Origin of the sequence: Pseudobutyrivibrio sp. C4 (assembly GCF_900111635.1) — a bacterium.
Lineage (GTDB): Bacteria > Bacillota > Clostridia > Lachnospirales > Lachnospiraceae > Pseudobutyrivibrio > Pseudobutyrivibrio ruminis.
Genome location: NZ_FOHF01000001.1, coordinates 443311 through 463831, shown reverse-complemented (window position 1 = coordinate 463831; position 20521 = coordinate 443311). Strand labels below are relative to the sequence as shown.

19 protein-coding genes are annotated in these 20521 nt (G+C 39.8%); all 19 read left to right on the top strand.

Features of this window, described 5'->3' with window-relative positions; translation table 11 throughout:
- The first annotated feature begins 126 nt into the window (after window positions 1-126).
- The 19 genes from lepB (at window position 127) to BMY66_RS02125 (ending at window position 20518) form a co-directional block, all read left to right on the top strand.
- A complete protein-coding gene (gene lepB / locus BMY66_RS02215; RefSeq protein ID WP_242942672.1) occupies window positions 127-648 on the top strand; it encodes a signal peptidase I in 522 nt (173 codons plus the stop codon).
- Window positions 649-650: 2 nt separating this feature from the next.
- The gene (locus BMY66_RS02210) at window positions 651-1415 is read left to right on the top strand and encodes a ribonuclease HII (protein ID WP_090394004.1); all 765 of its coding nucleotides are present in this window, start codon (window positions 651-653) and stop codon (window positions 1413-1415) included.
- Window positions 1416-1426: 11 nt separating this feature from the next.
- Entirely contained in the window at window positions 1427-3274 is a 1848-nt protein-coding gene (locus BMY66_RS02205) for a flagellar hook-length control protein FliK (protein ID WP_090394003.1), read from the top strand.
- 2 nt (window positions 3275-3276) lie between these two features.
- Entirely contained in the window at window positions 3277-3564 is a 288-nt protein-coding gene (locus tag BMY66_RS02200) for an EscU/YscU/HrcU family type III secretion system export apparatus switch protein (RefSeq protein ID WP_033154042.1), read from the top strand.
- A 13-nt stretch (window positions 3565-3577) separates the two neighbouring features.
- Window positions 3578-3937, top strand: coding sequence for a YraN family protein (locus tag BMY66_RS02195; protein WP_033154043.1), 360 nt, complete (start codon window positions 3578-3580; stop codon window positions 3935-3937).
- Entirely contained in the window at window positions 3931-5250 is a 1320-nt protein-coding gene (locus tag BMY66_RS02190) for a radical SAM protein (protein WP_044934296.1), read from the top strand. The genes BMY66_RS02195 and BMY66_RS02190 overlap by 7 nt, the downstream gene beginning before the upstream one ends.
- A 13-nt stretch (window positions 5251-5263) precedes the next feature.
- Window positions 5264-6589, top strand: a complete 1326-nt coding sequence (gene der / locus BMY66_RS02185) for a ribosome biogenesis GTPase Der (protein ID WP_044934299.1) — start codon at window positions 5264-5266, stop codon at window positions 6587-6589.
- Window positions 6589-7248, top strand: coding sequence for a glycerol-3-phosphate 1-O-acyltransferase PlsY (gene plsY, locus BMY66_RS02180; RefSeq protein WP_049960244.1), 660 nt, complete (start codon window positions 6589-6591; stop codon window positions 7246-7248). The genes der and plsY overlap by 1 nt, the downstream gene beginning before the upstream one ends.
- Window positions 7248-8270 carry an NAD(P)H-dependent glycerol-3-phosphate dehydrogenase gene (locus BMY66_RS02175; RefSeq protein WP_074790462.1) on the top strand — a complete coding sequence of 341 codons (1023 nt, stop codon included), beginning with the start codon at window positions 7248-7250 and terminating at the stop codon, window positions 8268-8270. The genes plsY and BMY66_RS02175 overlap by 1 nt, the downstream gene beginning before the upstream one ends.
- Window positions 8263-9984 carry a DUF2207 domain-containing protein gene (locus BMY66_RS02170; protein WP_177175560.1) on the top strand — a complete coding sequence of 574 codons (1722 nt, stop codon included), beginning with the start codon at window positions 8263-8265 and terminating at the stop codon, window positions 9982-9984. The genes BMY66_RS02175 and BMY66_RS02170 overlap by 8 nt, the downstream gene beginning before the upstream one ends.
- Complete coding sequence (locus BMY66_RS02165) at window positions 9978-10967, top strand: radical SAM/SPASM domain-containing protein (protein WP_177175559.1); 990 nt, start codon at window positions 9978-9980, stop codon at window positions 10965-10967. Before BMY66_RS02170 ends, BMY66_RS02165 begins: the two co-directional genes overlap by 7 nt.
- 170 nt (window positions 10968-11137) lie before the next feature.
- Window positions 11138-13261, top strand: a complete 2124-nt coding sequence (nrdD, locus tag BMY66_RS02160; protein ID WP_090394000.1) for an anaerobic ribonucleoside-triphosphate reductase — start codon at window positions 11138-11140, stop codon at window positions 13259-13261.
- Window positions 13262-13275: 14 nt separating this feature from the next.
- On the top strand, window positions 13276-13767 hold the full coding sequence (gene nrdG, locus BMY66_RS02155) for an anaerobic ribonucleoside-triphosphate reductase activating protein (protein WP_090393999.1): 492 nt from the start codon (window positions 13276-13278) through the stop codon (window positions 13765-13767).
- 16 nt (window positions 13768-13783) lie between these two features.
- A complete protein-coding gene (gene dut, locus BMY66_RS02150) occupies window positions 13784-14221 on the top strand; it encodes a dUTP diphosphatase (RefSeq protein ID WP_044934314.1) in 438 nt (145 codons plus the stop codon).
- 81 nt (window positions 14222-14302) lie between these two features.
- Window positions 14303-16228, top strand: coding sequence for a DNA gyrase/topoisomerase IV subunit B (locus BMY66_RS02145; RefSeq protein WP_090393998.1), 1926 nt, complete (start codon window positions 14303-14305; stop codon window positions 16226-16228).
- Window positions 16221-18461 (top strand): DNA gyrase/topoisomerase IV subunit A, encoded by a 2241-nt coding sequence (locus BMY66_RS02140; protein WP_074790468.1) that lies wholly within the window; start codon window positions 16221-16223, stop codon window positions 18459-18461. The genes BMY66_RS02145 and BMY66_RS02140 overlap by 8 nt, the downstream gene beginning before the upstream one ends.
- On the top strand, window positions 18458-19111 hold the full coding sequence (locus tag BMY66_RS02135) for an HAD hydrolase-like protein (RefSeq protein WP_033154055.1): 654 nt from the start codon (window positions 18458-18460) through the stop codon (window positions 19109-19111). The genes BMY66_RS02140 and BMY66_RS02135 overlap by 4 nt, the downstream gene beginning before the upstream one ends.
- Window positions 19098-19739 (top strand): CPBP family intramembrane glutamic endopeptidase, encoded by a 642-nt coding sequence (locus BMY66_RS02130; RefSeq protein ID WP_177175558.1) that lies wholly within the window; start codon window positions 19098-19100, stop codon window positions 19737-19739. The genes BMY66_RS02135 and BMY66_RS02130 overlap by 14 nt, the downstream gene beginning before the upstream one ends.
- A 41-nt stretch (window positions 19740-19780) precedes the next feature.
- The gene (locus tag BMY66_RS02125; protein ID WP_090393996.1) at window positions 19781-20518 is read left to right on the top strand and encodes a DUF308 domain-containing protein; all 738 of its coding nucleotides are present in this window, start codon (window positions 19781-19783) and stop codon (window positions 20516-20518) included.
- Window positions 20519-20521 lie beyond the last annotated feature (3 nt).

Genomic DNA, 20521 nt, shown 5'->3' with positions numbered 1-20521 from the left:
AGGGCTAGACAGAATATCAAAGAAGTAGAAGACTTGTCGGACTTCGATTCAAAGCCTAAAAAAGAAAAAAAGAAAAAGAAGGATGATGAGGAAGAACCTCTCACCAAGGCATCAGTAGCTAAGGAAATTATTAGCGTAATCATAAATGTACTGGTTTGCTTTGGCGTCGTTTTTCTAATTACTCATTTTGTAGGACAACGTACGGTAGTTAGTGGTTCATCCATGGAAGATACTTTGTCAGATGGGGACAATCTTATCGTTGACAAAATCAGCTATCGCTTCAATGATCCAGAGCGTTTTGATGTAGTTGTTTTTCCACCTAAATACGAGGAGGACACATATTACATCAAGCGTATCATTGGCTTGCCGGGCGAGGTAGTTAGTATTGATAGCGAAGGTACTATTTATATCAACGGCGAAGTGCTTGATGAGCAATACGGCACAGACGTTATTATGAATGCTGGTCTTGCTAGCAGCGAAATTCTTCTTGGACCTGATGAATACTTTGTTCTAGGAGATAATCGAAACAACAGTACTGACTCACGTTTTGATGCTGTTGGAAATGTTAAAGGTGAAGACATCGTGGGCAGAGCTTGGCTTAGAGTTTACCCATTTAACTCATTTGGACTTGTAGAGAATATAGAATAGACATGAGCGAAAAGAAGATTTCAGAAATTCAAAAAGAATATAAAGAGACTAGCGAGCTTTTACTTCCAGATTTCATTGAGGAATACATTAATGATGGCCGTCCAGGTGTTTCGAAAATCATTGGCATGGCCCAGAAGCGTATGGAAAAGCTTCGCATAGAGCGCGAACGTATCGAACACCTCAAGGAATTTGAGAATCAATATTGGCCAGAGTTTGATTATATCGGCGGTATTGACGAAGTCGGCAGAGGTCCACTTGCAGGACCTGTCGTCACAGCTTGCGTTGTTTTGCCAAAGGATTGTAGCATCCTTTATATCAACGATTCCAAAAAGCTTTCAGCCTCTAAAAGAGATGAATTATACGAAATCATTATGAAAGAGGCAGTCTCTGTAGGAATTGGTGTTTGCTCAGAGCAGCGCATAGATGAAATCAACATTCTTCAGGCTACATACGAAGCAATGCGCCAGGCTATTTCAGAATGCTCAGTAGAGCCACAGGTATTGTTAAATGATGCAGTAACCATACCTGAGGTAAAGATAAAACAAGTTCCGATTATCAAGGGTGATGCTAAATCAATATCTATCGGCGCAGCCAGCATTATTGCGAAGGTTACCAGGGATAGAATGATGGTAGAATACGATAGCATTTATCCTGAATATCATTTTGCATCTAACAAGGGTTACGGTAGCGCAGAGCATATCGAGGCTATCAAGAAATACGGCCCTTGTCCAATTCATAGAAGATCCTTCATAGGAAACTTTGTATAATTAGGTGAATTATGAACATTAACACTGGACTGAATCCTTACAACTCAAATTATGTTAACGGAGCTGACATGACAAAGCTTAGTCAGAGTCAGTCCCTTACGGGCTCAGTAACTGACAACCTCAAGGAAGGCGAGGTTTTTGAGGGCTCTGTTAATTCGATTGACAATGGCAAGGTTACAATTGGGCTTGCCAACGGTCAGACTATGACAGCTCGTTTGGATGCAGGAGTTAGCCTTACTCCTGGTCAGTCAGTGTTTTTTGAAGTTAAAAGCAACGATGGGAATCTTATACAAATTCGTCCAGTTTCTCTTACTAGTCTAGATGCTAATCCTACACTTCTAAAAGCTTTGGATATGGCCAATTTGGCTGCTACAGAGCGTACAATCAACATGGTTAACTCAATGATGCAGAATTCTATGTCTGTCAGCCCTGAGAATTTGACAGCTATGAATCGTGCTATGATTAATAATCCAGGGGTGGATATTCAGACTCTTGTAACCATGTCTAAATCAAATCTTCCGATTACACCTGAAAACGTCAGCATGTTCCAAAACTATGCTAATGACAAGGCTGTGCTATCGGATAATTTTGATGTGATTTCAGATATGCTTCACGAGATAATGACTAGCAGTGAGGTATCTACAGGAGATGTAATTGGCATTAATAATGCTATAAGGGATATATTTGTTAACACTAATGAAGCTATTGTTGCAGAAGCTACTGCTGAGGCAGAAAGTGCTCCTGTAGTTGCTGATAACACCACAGCTGCTGTTACAGAAAACACTACTAATGTTACAAATAATCCAGCTGCTGCCACAGAAAATGCCACTGTTATAGAAGCTGGCCAGCAGCCTCAGGTAAATGGGCAGGCTATCGCTGAGCAGGCATTGAATCCTAATCAGGTTCAGTCAGGCATGGTAGAGACTGAGGCTATTATTTCTAATCAGACAGAAAGCACCGCTGTTAATCAGGCTCAAGTTATGGAAAATGAGCTTGGTACACAGGTTTTAAATACATTTGCATCTGAAAAACAGATTGATTCATTCAATACTATATTGAACACTCTGCCAGATTTTCCAAAGGATAATCATGAGATATTTGCTGAAAACGGCACTCTCAAGGCAGACGCAGATATGAATCAGGTTTTCAGGGAAATCACTGATTATCTTAATAATCATCCTGATATTCCTAAGCAGACACTCAATGATATTATTGGAGCGCCTTTATATAAAGGACTTCTTAAAAATATAATTACAAATAGCTTTGCTATGGAGCCAAAAGAGGTTACAAAGCCGGGCGAGATTTCAAAGCTATATGAAAGAGTTTTAAAGCAGACGGAGGCCTTAGAGCGTCTTGTGGCAAACTTCAATAATAAGGCTGCAGACACAATCAAAACTCAGACATCTCAGATTAAGCAGAATGTCAACTTTATGAATTCTGCAAATGAAATGTACAATTTCATCCAGATTCCGCTTAAGATGTACAATCAGAACACTGATAGTATGCTTTATGTTCGCCAGAACAAAAAGGCATCTTATGAGCAGGGTGAGGAAATCACTGCATTTCTTCACTTTGATATGGAGTATTTAGGTTCTACAGATGTTTTCATTAGTTTGAAAGAGTCCAAGGTTGGTTGCAAATGGAATCTTGCTAGCGAAGATTCTATGAAGCTTATTGAGGACAATTTAGATATCCTTACAGAGCGACTTGCCAAGAAAGGTTTCTCGGTTACATCTGAAGTAACCTGTGGTGAGCCGAAGAAAAACTTTGTAGAGGATTTTCTTGGGGCTGCGCCAGTATCTACTGAAAACACAGCAGAGGGCATGGTTCACAGATATAGCTTTGATATGAGGGCATAATTATGGCAGAAGAAAAGACATTTGATAAAAACAAAACTGCTGTTGCCCTTTCTTACGAGGCTGGAGATACAGCACCAAAGATTTTGGCTTCAGGAAAGGGCTATGTGGCTGAGCAAATCATCGAAGAGGCAAAGAAGGCAGATGTGCCTTTTTACCAGGATAATGAATTGGCTCAGACCCTTAGTAAACTAAATATTGGTGATGCAATCCCACCAGAGTTATACGAGGTTGTTGCTGAGATTTTGGTCTTTGTAAATGATATGGAAAAGATTAAATCAAAGCTAGGTTAGAATTGAGGTTTTATTGAATTACAGAACGCAAGGAAATGATTTTGAAAAGCTGGCAGCTGACTATCTGAAGCGTCAAGGAATGTCTATTCTCAAAATGAATTTTTATTGTAAAATGGGAGAGGTAGATATTATTGCAAAGGATGGCAGCTACTTAGTTTTTGTAGAAGTAAAATATAGAAAATCTGCTGCAAGAGGCACCGGCTTTGAGGCAGTTAACTTTAATAAAATGCGTAAGATTTCTAGAGTCGCAGATTTTTATATGTATAGTCGTCACATGGATGGCGGCACAAGTGTTAGGTTTGATGTTATTGCAATTGAGGAAGGACATTTAAAGCATATTAAAAATGCTTTTGAGTATATACCAGTATGTTAAATTCAAGTCATAAAATTGCTCAGGTAAGTGAAGGCAGCCCGGCAGATAGGGCGGGACTTATTCCTGGGGATATAATCACAAAAATTAATAATGCAGAGCTCGTTGATATTTTTGATTATCATTATTATTCAGATGATGCTGATATCACTGTTGAGCTTCTCCATGAGGATGGGACTACTTCTTCAGTTTTTGTTGAGAAGGAAGAGGGAGAAGACCTTGGCGTAATTTTCTGCAATGGTCTTATGGATGATTACAAATCATGCTCCAATAAATGCGCATTTTGCTTCATCGATCAAATGCCACCAGGCATGCGAGAGACTCTTTATTTCAAGGATGACGATACACGTCTTTCATTTTTACAGGGCAATTATGTTACTCTGACAAATATGAAGATGGCTGATTTAGATCGTATCATTGCTTATAAGCTTGGTCCAATCAATATATCTGTTCACGCAACTAATCCTGAGCTTAGAGTGAAGCTTCTTCACAACCGATTTGCAGGAGATATTCTTGATAAGATTCGCAAGCTTTATGAAGCAGAGATTCCTATGAATGCACAGGTTGTTTCCTGCCCAGGTCTTAATGATGGACCAGAATTGGATAGAACAATTTCTGATTTGATGGAGTTTGCGCCTGTCATGAGCTCTATGTCAGTAGTGCCTGTTGGTGTCACAAAGTTCAGAGATGGACTTTTCCCACTTCGCACCTACACACCTGAGGAAGCAGGAAAGGTAATCGACCAAATTGAGCACTGGCAGCAAATTGCAATGGAACGCTTTGGAAATCATTTTGTTCAAGCATCTGATGAGTGGTATATTCTTGCAGGCAGACCACTTCCAGAGGCTGATAGATACGATGGTTTTATTCAGCTCGAAAATGGTGTTGGAATGCTTAGGCTTCTTCATGAAGAGGTTTTAGATGCCCTTGAGGATATTAAAAAGCCTTTATTTATGAAAAAGCGCCATGTGACAATCGCAACAGGAAAGCTTGCAGCTCCATTTATGCGTCAGCTTGCAGATTTGATTACAGAAAAGTTTAATCGAGTTACTGTTGATGTTGTGGCAATTACAAACGAATTTTTCGGTGAAGAAATTACTGTTTCTGGATTAATTACAGGACAGGATTTAATAAAACAGCTTTCAAATAGAGAGCTTGGAGATAGTTTATTATTGTCTTGTACAATGCTTAGAAGTGGCGAGGAAGTATTCCTTGATGACATCACTTTATCTGAGCTTGAGTCGGCTTTACAAGTCAAAACTCGTATAGTACAATCAGACGGGCGTGATTTAGTTTACGCCATAATCGGACATTAGAAAGAGGTATAATATGGCAAGACCAGTAGTGGCCATCGTAGGTCGCCCTAACGTTGGTAAATCCACATTATTTAATGCACTCGCAGGAGAGCGAATTTCAATTGTAAAAGACACCCCTGGTGTTACAAGAGATAGAATATATGCAGATATATCATGGTTAAATTACGATTTTACTATGATTGATACAGGCGGTATTGAGCCAGATTCAAAGGATATCATCTTATCACAGATGCGTGAGCAGGCTCAGATTGCTATCGATACAGCAGATGTTATCGTATTCCTTGTTGATGTAAAGCAAGGTCTTCAGGATAGCGATTCAAAGGTTGCAGATATGCTTAGACGTAGTCACAAGCCGGTTGTTCTTGTTGTTAACAAGGTAGACAGCTTTGAGCGTGATATGGCTGATGTTTACGAGTTCTACAATCTTGGTATTGGTGATCCAATCGCGATTTCAGCATCTTCACGTCTTGGTTTTGGTGATATGCTTGATGTTGTTTGCAGCTATTTCCCAGAGCCTACAGAAAACGAAGAAGAGGATGACACACCACGTATAGCAGTTATCGGAAAGCCAAACGTTGGTAAATCATCGCTTATTAATAAGCTTTGTGGTGAAGAGCGTGTTATCGTTTCTGACATCGCCGGTACCACACGTGATGCTGTAGATACAAAGGTTCGTTACAATCACAAGGATTACATCTTTATCGATACAGCAGGACTTCGTCGTAAGAGCAAAATCAAGGAGGACCTTGAACGCTATTCAATAGTTCGTGCTGTTGCTTCTGTTGAAAAGGCAGATGTTGTTATCATCATGATTGATGCTACAGAAGGTGTTACTGAGCAGGATGCTAAAATCGCTGGTATTGCTCATGAACGTGGAAAGGGTATCATCATCTGTGTTAACAAATGGGATGCTATCGAAAAGAACGATAAAACAATGAAGGAGCATGAGACAAAGATTCGTCAGATTCTTTCATTTATGCCATATGCATCAATTCTCTTTATTTCTGTTAAGAGCGGTCAGCGCCTTGGCAAAATCTACGAGACAATCGATGCAGTTATTGAAAACAACTCAATGCGTATAGCTACAGGTGTTCTTAACGAAATCGTATCTGAGGCAGTTGCACTTCAGCAGCCACCTACAGACAAGGGCAAGCGCCTTAAGATATACTACACAACTCAGGTTGCTGTTAAGCCACCTACATTCGTTATCTTTGTAAACGAGAAATACCTGATGCATTTCTCTTACGTTAGATACTTGGAAAACAGAATCAGAGATGCCTTTGGTTTTGAAGGTACATCTTTAAAATTTATCATTAGAGAGAGAAAGGAAAACGAATAATGGTTGTTTTGGGGAGAATTTTAGCATTACTTATTGGCTATTGTTTTGGAATGATTTTGATGGGATATCTCATCGGTAAATCTAAGAATATTGATTTAACAAAGGTTGGTAGTGGTAATGTTGGTTCCACTAACACAATGAGAACTCTTGGAGTTCCTGCAGGTCTTGCTACACTTGCATGGGACTGCCTTAAGTGCGTAGTAGCGGTATTTTTTGTTTGGCTGATTTTTGGACGTTTTGTAGAAAACGTTAATATTTACATGGTATATGCAGGCCTTGGCTGTGTGCTTGGTCATGATTTCCCATGTTACATGCATTTTAAAGGTGGAAAGGGCGTTGCATCTACACTTGGTTTTATCATCGCACTTTTCCCAATGGGACTTCCAATTCCAGCATGTGTATTTATAGCGATTGTTGCACTTACTCGCTATGTATCACTTGGTTCTATCATTGGTGAGCTTTCATTTGCAATCGAGATGCTTATCGGTGCCAAGATGGGACTTTTAGATGGCAAATTTGAAGGAGCACAGCTTAAGGAAGCACTTGTTATTTGCTGCCTTGTTTCTGCACTTTCAATTGCACTTCACCATGCAAATATTGGACGTCTAATCAATGGAAAAGAGAACAAATTCTCATTCCATCCAGAAACGAGGGCATAATGGCAAGAATTAGTGTTTTAGGTGCAGGAAGCTGGGGTATAGCCCTTGCTGTAATGCTTGACAAAAATGGTCATGAAGTAGAGGTTTGGTCACATCGTCAGTCACAGGTTGATCAGATGAACGACACTCATACCAGTGACAAAATAAAGGGAGTTAAGCTTCCAGAATCTATGAAGTTTACTGCAGATATTGAGTCTGCAGCAAAGTTCGCTGATGTTATTTTGATGGCTGTCCCATCAAAAGCAACAAGAGAGACAGCTGAAAAGATTAAATCCTTTGTTAATCCAAATCAGATTTTCATTACTGTTACAAAGGGTATTGAGGAAGATACTCTTTTCACACAGACAGAAATTCTGGAGGATGTGCTAGGAAAAGATAAACGTATATGCGTATTATCTGGCCCAAGCCATGCTGAGGAGGTTGTTGTATTCAAGCCTACACTTGTAGTTGCTGGTTCAACAGACCGTCAGACAGCGCTTTTTGTTCAGAATCTTTTCATGAACAAATATTTCAGAGTATATTCATCACCAGATGTTAAGGGTATAGAGGTTGGTGCTGCGTTGAAAAACGTTATCGCACTTGCTGCTGGTATGTCAGATGGCCTTGGTTTTGGCGACAATGCAAAGGCTGCTCTTATTACTCGTGGTATCAAGGAAATCTCTGCTCTTGCAGTTGCAATGGGTGGCCAGGCCGAGACATTATCAGGTCTTACAGGTGTCGGTGATTTGATTGTTACATGCTCATCTATTCATTCTAGAAACAGAATGGCTGGTTACTATATTGGCCAGGGTATGAGCAAGGATGAGGCTATGGAAAAGGTTGCCATGGTTGTAGAAGGCGTATATTCTGCAAAGGCGGCAAAGAAGCTTGCAGAGAAATACAATATCGAAATGCCTATCGTAGATATCGTAAATGCGGTTCTTTTCGATGGACTTGCTGCAAAGGATGCAGTATATGAGCTGATGACTCGTTCTAAGAAGGATGAAACATCAGATTTAGAGTGGGAGTGTTGTGGTGTTTAAAAGATGCAAGGAATGGTTACACTTCTTCGGTGTAACCTTTTTTATTTTAGGGATAATTTGCCTGATTCTCTGTGGAATCCAGATAGTGGGATTTATTATAAATAGCTCATCATCCAAGGCTTCCAAGGCAGATGGTTTTACAATTGAAGCTTATGAAGTGAATCTTGATGTGGATGAAAATAATAAAATTCACGTTACTGAAGATATTACTGTAAATTTCTATGAAGATGGGCATCATGGTATTTTTCGTTTTATTCCAGAATGGCTCAAGTATACCTCAAAAGACAAGAAAACTATGTCAAGAAAGGGTGAAATTACTAACCTGGAGTGCGAAAACGAAGAATATACAGTTGATACCATTCATGGAAAGAAGCGAATCAAAATAGGAAGTGCTTATTATACTTTAGATGAAGGTGATTATGACTACGTAATATCCTACGATTATGATATGGGGGGCGATGTTTACAAGGGCTTTGATGAGTTGATTTTTCATGCTTTTGGCGATTATTGGGGCACTGAAATCAATGGAGCTAAGGTTAATATCACTTTGCCTAAGGATATTGATTCATCCAGCAAAGTGTCATTCTTTGCGGACAAAAAGCGTAAGAAAGATATTTCTTCCCAGGTAGATTACACAGTTGATGGTAATACCATTACAGCAGTGGTTTCTAAGGATTATCATCTAAATGGAGCACTCACTGTTGATGTTGAATTGCCGGAGGGGTACTTCACAGATTCTACAGTTAATTATAAGAGCCTTGCCTTTAGACTATGTCTGATTTGCCTGGCCAGTGTTTTAATTAGCTTTTTCTTCTGGAATAAAAACAAAGATAGCGATTTGGTTGATGGCGAATATGTTTCTGGGACAGCTCCTGGTGGCCTTGAAGCTGTTGAAATGGGTTATATCTACCAGGGAAGTGGACAGCTTCTTCTGGTAACTGTAATTATTCAGCTTGCTGCCAAAGGGTACGTACGTATTAAGAACCCTAGTAGTAAAACAAAATTAAAGATTCATAAAGTAAATACAAGTATTGGTAATATGACTGAAGCAGAGAAGCTTGTATATGAAGGGCTTTTCCAAAATGGTTCTGAGGTGAACCCAGCAGAGGATAAAAGTGTTCGTAAGCTAAATGGTAAGCTTTGCAAAATGTTAGAAGCGAAGTTTGATTCTCAAATTTACAATATTACATCTTACGTAGAGTTTTTTATATCTAGCTTTCTGTTTTTTGCTTCCTGTGTAGCTTGGGGATTTGCCTATATTAAGTCGGAGGATATGGATCCGACTCTTAGATGGTTCTTTTTGCCTGCATTCCTTGCAATTATAGCTATAGGATTTTTTGCAGCTAATACGCCTAAAAAGAGTGCCTATGGCGAAGAGTTGCAAGCTAGAGTTGAAGCATATAAGGATTATCTTTCTGGAATAAAAAAGACAGATTTAGAGGCAAAGATTAAGGAAGACCCTGATTATTTTGATGAGATTCTTCCATACGCTTTTATTCTGGGTATATCCAAAAAGCTCGTACAGAAATATGATTACACTGCAGATGCAACAAACAGATATCGAAAGTATACAGATAATATAACAAGCTCTGTGTATTATACAGATACATATACAAGCAGCAGTTCTAGCTCTGGTTCTAGCTCAGGATGTGGCGGCGGATGCTCATCTTGTGGTGGTGGATGTTCTTCTTGCGGCGGAGGCGGCTCATGGTAAGAGAATTTGTATTGCAATGGCATATCAGTGAAAGCTGCAATCTTAAATGCTTACATTGTTATCAAGAAGGTCATGTACCCGTTTCACTTAATAGTGAGCAGCTTTTGGGTATTTTAAATCAATACAGACAGCTTCTTAAGGAGCAGAAAATCAAAGGACATATTAATATAACAGGAGGGGAACCACTGTGTTCTCCTCATTTTTTTGAGCTCTTAGAAGAATTTAAGAAGGATAGTGATTTATATAGTTTCTCGATTCTTACAAATGGCACTCTTATCACGGATGAGATAGCAAAAAGGATTGCCAGTTATGGCCCAGAATATGTTCAGGTGAGCCTGGAAGGCAGCAAGAAAACTAACGACTACATAAGAGGCAAGGGTGTTTATTCTAAAGTGGCAAAGGCTGTAAAGCTGCTGAAAAAGTACAATGTTTATGTTTCTTTATCTTTTACTGCAACGGCGCTCAATTATAAAGAGTTGCCAAACGTTGTTAAGTTTGCAAAAAGATATGGAGTGGACACTGTATGGTCGGATAGATATATTCCATTGAATTCTCCAGAGGTTAACCTTTGCATGAATAAAGAGCAAACGAAAGAGTACCTTGATATGATCACAAGGGCGAGCTTTGCACTAAGAAGACAGGGGTGTAAAACAGAAGTGGCGCTATATCGTGCTCTGCAATTTTTAAAGACTAATAATCTGCCTTATTCCTGCACAGCAGGAGATACCTTGCTGACTGTCATGGAAAATGGCGATTTAGTTCCTTGTAGACGTATGCCGATAGTGGTTGGGAATCTGCTAGAGGATAACATGTTGGATTTATATCATAATTCTAGGGTGCTACAGGAGCTTAGAGACGACACTACTCCTGATGAATGTATGGATTGTGACTATTGTTCATTCTGTAAGGGTGGATTGAAATGTCTTACTTATGCCACCTATGGTGATTTAAATCATAAAGATGTAGGGTGTTATTATGACTAAATTGTGAAACTTTATTTTGTGGTACAGAAGTCTATTGACTACTAGATAATGTGGTGGTAGTATAATTCTATCAACACAATATCTAGTAGTTTTTGTTTTAAATCAACTAGATATTGACTGAATATTATATACAATACGATTCATTCTTATATAAAACCCGGAGGCGGAACATGAAAAGATATGTAGTTAAAAAGGATGGCTCACTTGAACCATTTGATGTGCAAAAAGTTGTAGAAGCTGTTGGAAAATCTGCTACACGCGTACTTGTAAAATTTACTCCTGAGCAGGAAAAGTTTATCTGTCAATTCGTTGAAGAAAGAGTGGAGGAACTTGGCCTTGAGAAAATTGAAATTGCGCAAATGCATAACATTGTTGAGGGTGCTTTGGAACGTGTTAACCCTATGGTTGCAAAATCTTACCGCGATTACCGCAATTACAAGCAGGATTTTGTCCAGATGTTGGATGATGTTTATAAGAAGTCTCAAAACATCATGTACATTGGTGACAAGGAAAATTCAAATACTGATTCTGCGCTTGTATCCACAAAACGTTCTTTAATTTTCAATGAGCTTAATAGGGAGCTTTACAAGAAATTTTTCCTTACTACTGAGGAAGTTCAGGCTATTCGTGATGGCTATATCTACATCCACGATATGAACGCCAGAAGAGACACAATGAACTGTTGTCTTTTCGATGTAAAGTCAGTTCTTGAGGGCGGCTTTGAAATGGGTAACATTTTCTACAACGAGCCTAAGAGTTTGGATGTAGCATTTGATGTAATCGGTGACATCGTTCTTTCTGCTGCAAGCCAGCAGTACGGTGGTTTCACTATTCCTCAGGCTGATCAGATTCTTGAGAAATATGCTCAGAAATCATTCGATAAATACATGGAAAAATACATCGCTCTTGGTATTGGTGAGGAAAAGGCTCACGAAGTATCAATGGCAGAAGTACAAAGAGAAATGGAACAGGGCTTCCAGGGATGGGAGTACAAGTTCAACACAGTTGCTTCCAGCCGTGGTGACTATCCATTTATCACTGTTACAATTGGTCTTGGTACATCAGTATTTGCAAAGATGGCATCAAAGGCATGCTTAAAGGTTCGTTCAATCGGCCAGGGAAAGCCAGGCTTCAAAAAGCCAGTTCTTTTCCCTAAGATTGTATTCCTTTATGATGAAAATCTTCACGGCCCTGGTAAGGAGCTTGAGGATGTTTTTGAAGCAGGTATCGATTGTTCACGTAAGACAATGTATCCAGATTGGCTTTCTCTTACGGGTGAGGGCTACATTGCCAGCATGTACAAGAAATATGGCAAGGTAATTTCACCTATGGGATGCCGTGCATTCCTTTCACCTTGGTATGAAAGGGGCGGCATGAAGCCTGCAGATGAAAATGATGAGCCAGTATTTATTGGTCGTTTCAATATTGGTGCAGTATCACTTCACCTTCCTATGATTCTTGCTAAGTCACGTCAGGAATCAAAGGATTTCTACGAAGTGCTTGATTACTATCTTGAAATGATTAGAAAGCTTCACATTCGTACATATGCATATCTTGGAGAAATGCGCGCTAGCACAAATCCACTTGCTTATTGCGAGGGCGGCTTCTACGGTGGACACCTTGGTTTCCACGATAAAATTAAGCCACTTCTTAAGGCTGCAACTGCTTCATTCGGTATTACCGCATTTAATGAGCTTCAGGAGCTTTACAATGGCAAATCTCTTGTAGAAGACGGAGAGTTCGCTATCGAGGTTCTTAAGCATATCAATGAAAAAGTAAATCAGTTCAAGGAGGAGGATGGCAATCTTTATGCTATCTACGGCACACCAGCTGAGAACCTCTGCGGACTTCAGGTAAAGCAGTTTAGAAACAAATATGGAATCATTGAGAATGTATCTGACAGAGAGTACGTTTCAAACTCATTCCACTGTCATGTTACAGAAGACATTACACCAATTGAAAAGCAGGATTTGGAAGGCAGATTCTGGGAGCTTTCAAACGGTGGAAAGATTCAGTACGTTCGTTACCCAATCAATTACAACCGCGACGCTGTAAAGACACTTGTTCGTCGCGCTATGGCAAAGGGCTTCTACGAAGGAGTTAACCTTTCCCTTTCATACTGTGATGATTGTGGTCACGAAGAATTAGAGATGGATGTTTGCCCAGTTTGCGGCAGCAAGAATCTTACAAAAATCGACCGTATGAATGGATACTTGTCATATTCACGTGTAAAGGGAGATACACGTTTGAATGAGGCAAAGATGGCAGAGATTGCCGATCGTAAATCAATGTAGAGGACTTGAAGAATATGAATTACCATAACATTACAAAGGATGACATGCTCAATGGTGACGGCCTTCGCACTGTACTTTGGGTAGCTGGCTGTGATCATCATTGTAAGGAGTGTCAGAACCCGGTTACTTGGGATCCTGATGGAGGACTTAAATTTGATCAGGCTGCAAAGGATGAATTATACGAGGTCTTATCTCGCGACTATATATCAGGCATAACATTTAGTGGCGGAGATCCACTTTATCCTGGCAATCGTCAGGAAGTGACGGCCCTTGCCCGGGAGATTAGGGAGAGATTTCCCGGGAAGACCGTCTGGCTTTACACGGGCTTCACTTATGAAGAAATTAAATCTCTGGAAATTATGGAATATTTGGATGTTCTGGTTGACGGAGAATTTGAAATTGATAAGATAGATTTGCAGGCAAAATGGAGGGGAAGTATCAATCAGCGTGTTATTGATGTTCCACAGACTAGAAAGCTTGGACAAATCGTTTTGCATGTAGATTAATAAATGGAGAATAAAAATGAATATTAATATTTTGCGTATGACTGATTCTGCAAAGCTTCCTGAGCGTGGCTCAGTATCAGCAGCTGGTTATGATTTATTTGCTGATGTTGCAGAGGATGTTACTATTGCGCCTCACGAGACCAAGATGATTGGAACAGGTCTTGCGATGGAGATTCCTGAAGGGTATTTCGGAGGCATTTTTGCTCGTTCCGGATTATCTGCAAAGGAAGGTCTTCGACCAGCAAACTGTGTTGGCGTGGTAGATTCTGATTACAGGGGAGAAATAAAGGTTGCCCTTCACAACGATGGAGAGCAGGCTAGAGTTATTACACCAGCTGAAAAGATTGCTCAGCTGGTGGTTGTACCATTTTTATCTGTTGACTTTAATGAGGTTTCAAATTTATCTGATACCGCTAGAGGAGAAGGCGGATTTGGTTCCACTGGAAAACATTAGTATTTATTACGTTGGCGCCTGGTTTTGTACCAGACGCCTTTCAGCGTTTTTATAAATTATATCGAAAGAGAGTATGATTTTATGGCAAACAAAGTTACTTATGATGCCAGCAGTATATCTGTTTTAGAAGGTCTTGAGGCTGTTAGAAAAAGACCCGGCATGTATATTGGTTCAACATCACGAAAGGGCTTGAACCATCTTATATATGAGATAGTGGACAATTCGGTAGATGAGCATTTGGCCGGTGAGTGCGACACTATCCATGTTACTCTTGAAAAGGACGGCAGCTGTACAGTAGAGGATAACGGTCGTGGTATTCCAGTTGGAATGCATGCAAAGGGTGTGCCTGCTGCACGTCTTGTTTTCTCTACACTTCACGCAGGTGGTAAGTTTGATGACAGTGTCTATAAAACATCCGGCGGTCTTCACGGTGTAGGTTCTTCAGTTGTAAATGCTCTTAGTACATACATGACTGTAGATATTTCCCGTGAGGGTTACGTTCACCACGATAGATACGAAAGAGGCGTACCTACAGAAAAGCTTGTTGATGGACTTCTTCCAAAGATTGCCAAGACAACAAAGCACGGTACAAAAATCAACTTCCTTCCTGATCCAGAAATCTTCGAAAAGACTTATTTCAAGGAGGAAGATATTAAGTCACGTCTTCACGAGACTGCATATCTTAATCCAGGTCTTACAATCAATTATGCAGATTTACGTGGTGAGGAGCCAGAGTATCTCACTTTCCATGAGCCAGAGGGAATCAAGGGCTTTGTAAAGGAGATTAATAAAACTGCAGAAGCTCTTCATGATGTTATCTATTTCAGCGGTAGCGCTGATGGAATCGAGCTTGAGGTTGCATTCCAGTATTGTAACGAATTCAAGGAGAATATCCTTGGTTTCTGTAACAATATCTACAACTCTGAGGGTGGTACACATATCACAGGTTTCAAGACAGTTCTTACAACTGTTATCAATAACTATGCCCGTGAGCTTGGTATCTTAAAGGATAAGGATGCTAATTTCACTGGCGCCGATGTTCGTAACGGAATTACAGCTATTGTTTCTATCAAGCATCCAGATCCTCGCTTCGAAGGACAGACAAAGACAAAGCTTGATAATCCAGATGCTTCAAAGGCTACTCAGAAGATTTGTCAGGATGAGTTTGTTCTCTATTTCGATAGAAACTTAGATACATTAAAGGCAATTATTTCTTGTGCAGAGAAATCTGCAAAGATTCGTAAATCCGAAGAAAAGGCAAAGACAAACCTTCTTACAAAGCAGAAGTTTTCTTTCGACCAGAATGGTAAGCTTGCAAACTGCGAATCAAGAGATGCAAGCAAGTGTGAAATCTTTATCGTAGAGGGAGATTCCGCTGGCGGTTCTGCAAAGATGGCTCGAAATCGTATGTACCAGGCTATCATGCCTATCCGAGGAAAGATTCTTAATGTTGAAAAGGCATCAATGGATAAGGTTCTTGCAAATGCTGAAATCAAGACACTTATCAATGCTTTCGGATGTGGTTTCTCTGAGGGATATGGTAACGACTTCGATATTTCAAAGCTTCGCTATGACAAAATCGTAATCATGGCCGATGCCGACGTAGATGGTGCCCACATTTGTACATTGCTTCTGACATTCTTCTATAGATTTATGCCAGAGCTTATCAAGGAAGGTCACGTATACATCGCTATGCCTCCTCTTTACAAGGCTATTCCTACAAAGGGCGAGGAAGAATACCTTTACGATGATGTTGCACTAGATAAATATCGTAAAAAGATGAATGGAAAGACATTCACTCTTCAGCGATACAAAGGTCTTGGTGAGATGGATAAGGATCAGCTTTGGGAAACTACACTTGATCCTGAGCGTCGTAAGCTTAAGCTTGTTGAAATTGAGGATGCTCTTATGGCTTCCGAGGTAACAGAGCTTCTTATGGGCAGCGACGTTGCTCCTAGAAAAGACTTTATTTACAAACATGCAAAGGAGGCAGAGATAGATGCCTAGTGAGATTATAAGAACCGAATATTCTGAGATTATGCAGAAATCCTTTATAGACTATTCTATGTCGGTTATCCTTGCACGTGCAGTTCCAGATGTTAGAGATGGTCTTAAGCCTGTACAGCGTCGTACCCTGTACGATATGTACGAGTTAAAGGTTGATTATAATAAACCATATAAAAAGAGTGCCCGTATCGTAGGTGATACCATGGGTAAATATCACCCACATGGTGACAGCTCAATCTACGAAGCACTTGTTGTTATGACACAGGATTTCAAGAAGAGCCTTCCACTTGTTGATGGCCATGGTAACTTTGGTTCCATCGAAGGTGATGGTGCCGCTGCTATGCGTTACACTGAGGCTCGTCTTGCTAAGGTTGCCCAGGAGGTTTATCTTGGGGACCTTGATAAAAATGTTGTAGATTTCGTACCAAACTATGATGAGACAGAAAAGGAGCCAGAGGTTCTTCCTGTTCGTGTTCCTAATATTCTTATCAATGGTTCCGACGGTATTGCCGTTGGTATGGTTACATCAATCCCTCAGCACAACCTAGGTGAGGTTATTGATGGCGTTATTGCATATATGAAGGATCCAGATATTAACACAGCTCAGATGCTTAAAATAATTCCTGGTCCAGATTTTCCAACTGGTGGCATCATCACTAACAAGGATGATTTGCTTGAGATTTATTCTACAGGTGTTGGTAAAATCAAAATCCGTGGTAAGGCAGAAATCGAAAAGATTAAAGGTGGTAAGGAACAAATCGTAATTACGGAGATTCCTTATCCTATGATTGGTGCCAATATCGGAAAGTTCCTTAATGATATATATTCACTTGTTGAGTCTAAAAAGACCAACGATATTACAGATATTTCAAACCAATCTTCAAAGGATGGTATGCGAATTATTGTTGAGCTTCGCAAGGGTGCGGATGCTCAGAATGTCCTTAACCTCCTCTACAAGAAGACTCGTCTTGAGGATACATTTGGTGTAAACATGCTTGCTGTTGCTGATGGAAAGCCAGAGACTCTCGGCATCGTTCCAATCATCAGACATCATGTTAACTTCCAGTATGAGCTTTGCACTAGAAAGTACACTCATTTGCTTGGAAAAGAGCGTGAGAAAAAGGAAATCCAGGAAGGTCTGATTAAGGCTTGCGATGTTATCGACCTTATCATCGAAATTCTTCGTGGTTCAAAGGATGTAAAGCAGGCTAAGGCATGTCTTGTTGAAGGTATCACAGAAGGTATCAAGTTTAAGTCAGAGCAGTCGAAAAAGGATGCAGCTTTACTCAAGTTTACTGAGCGTCAGGCTCAGGCTATCCTTGATATGCGTCTCCACAGATTAATCGGTTTGGAAATCGAAGCATTGCGTGGTGATTATGCTGAGACAATGCAGAAGATTGCTGATTATACAAAGATTCTTGAAAGCCGTGCAGAGATGGCAAAGGTTATCATCAAGGATTTACAGGCTATCAAGAAAGAGTACGCTAGAGAGCGTCGTACAGTCATTGATAATGTAGAAGAGGCTGTTGTAGAAGAAAAGCCAATCGAGGAAATCGATGTGGCAGTTCTTATCGACAGATTTGCATATGCTCGTGTAGTAGATATGCCTACATTCGAGCGTAATAAAGAAGCAGCAGAGACAGAATCTAAAAAGATTATCTTCTGTAAAAATATAGACAAGATTTGTCTCTTTACAGACGACGGAGATATGCATGCGATTAAGGTTCTCAGCTTGCCATTTGGTAAGTTCCGCGACAAGGGACAGCCAATCGACACTGCAGAAAAGGGCTCAAAGATTGACCTTACAAAGCAGAATCTTATCTTTGCAGATTCAATGGCTAACATTATCCAATCAAGACTTTTATTCGGTACTAAGCAATCTATGATTAAGGTTGTTGAGGGTGCAGAATTTGACGTTACTAGAAAGCAAATTGCTGCAACTAAACTTGCTGATGACGATAAGGTTATTTGTGTTGGCAAGCTTAATCCTGGTAGCTCTGTTGTAATGCAGTCTGCAAAGGATATGTTCCTTCGAATTGAAGGGGACACAATTCCTGAAAAGAAAAAGACAGCAGTTGGTGTCCGTGGAATGAAACTTGGCAAGGGTGACGAGCTTATTAATATTTACATTCTTGGCGAAGGCGAAAATGTAGATGTTAAGGTTAAAGACAAAACTGTTTCAATCGGACGACTTCACATCGCAAGCAGAGACACAAAGGGCGTTAAGAAATGATAAAAAATGTTTATTTTGATTTAGATGGCACACTTGTTGATTCAGCTCCTGGTATTATTGAGGGGCTGAAGGTTGCCCTTACAAAATACGGATATGACATTCCGGATTTTGTTACACTTCGTAAATGCGTAGGGCCACCATTTACATATTCTTTTCCAAAGCTTTTACATATTAAGGATGAGGATTTTGATGGTGCTGTTGCCGCTTACAGACAGTACTATGACAAGGAAAATGGTATGTTCAATGCCAAGGTTTACGCTGGTATAGAAGAGCTTCTTGCTGCATTAAACAAAAGAGGCTATTGCTTGTTTGTTTGTACATCAAAGCCTGAACCTACAGCTAGAAAGCTTTTGGCAAAGCTTGGTATAGACCATTATTTCACTGATATTTGTGGAGCTACATTGGATGCATCAATAGATACAAAAGCAGAGGTTATTGATTTATGCTTCTCGCGTGCACCATGGCACAAAAAGGAAGAAACTGTTCTTGTTGGTGATACTAAGTTCGATGCAGAAGGTGCTGCACAAAGAGGTATCGATTGCATTGGTGTTTCCTGGGGCTTTGGTTCAAAGTGGGATTTGGAAGATGCTGGAGCTGTCACTATTTTAGACTATCCAAATGAGGTGCTTGAATACATTGAAGCAAATTAGACAGAATAGAATCATTCAAATTATATATCCATTGCTTGTTTATTTCTTTGTATATCAGCTGGGAGTTTCGTTGCTTCTTGATATCATAGGAGATAAATACGGCAAGCTTACATGTCTGCTTATAGCAGGCATTGTTTGCATTGTGCCAATGTATATTATTTATTCAAATGTTCCAAAGCTTATTCCGGAGCCTGTTAAAAACAAAAAGCAAGTCTTCGTATATGCGATATGGGTTGTGGCAACAGTAGCTGTGGCAGTTTTACTTAACGTAGCTCTGACACATAGTGGGTTGGTTGAATCGTCGGCAGGCTTTGCCAGAGCCAACAGCATACTTACTGATGGCGATTTAGTAATGAAGGTGTTATGCAATTGTTTAGTAATTCCTATATTGGAGGAATTATTAATGCGAGGGATTCTAACAGGCCAGCTATGCTTATGGTATGGCCCGGTTCCAGCGGTAGTGATTTCCTCAATTTGTTTTGGAATTCTACACAATAATATAGTACAATTCATATATGCAGTATTGATGGGAGCAGCCCTTGGATTTATGTATATTAAAAATAAACGTTTATCTATGTGCATTATTGCTCACTGTTTAATAAATCTTACTGCTATATTATTTGGTTAAATACTGATTATTATCACTTAATCAATACTAAGGAGGAGACTATGGCTCACACACAAGAAGAAATTAAGGACTCAAAGGCAGGCTTGATTGCCAATATTATCGGAGCGATTGCTTACCTGGCTGTTGGTATTTGTTTGCTCACACTTAATGTAGAGTTTATTTCAAAAGTGGTATATTCATTCTCTATTTTAGGTTTTGGTATTTTATTTATTTGTTTTGGAATGTACTACATGATTAAATATTTCTTTAATCATGAATTTACTAGAATCACTAGCTATGGTTTTACAATGGGTGTCATCCTTGTTGTAATAGGTGCAGTTTTTATCGTAAATGCGGATATTGTATCAGCATTTATTGATGCCCTTGTTTGTCTCATTGGCGTGGTTTTTGGTGCAATCATGCTTCAGCAGTCATTTGCATTGTTCCACATTCAAAGAGGCTCTTGGTTCTTAAGTTTGATTCTTGGAGCAGCTACAATTGCCGCAAGCATTTACCTGCTCTTAACACCTATCAAGATTTTTGATGGAAATGTTTATGCATGCACTTACTTAGTAGTGGTAGGAGCATTTTCTCTATTTTCATTGTTACTTATGGCGATTGGCCTTAGGGATCATAAAAAGGATTCTAATAGAAACTTTAATCGCAACATGGAGGATTCTCCAATTTCAGGCAAAAACAAAGTAGATGAATCTATTTTTGAGGAAGAGCCTGTAGTTGAGTTTGCAGAAGAAAAAAAGTCACAGCCTGAGGCTGGCTCAGATGCTTTATTTGAGGAATAGTAT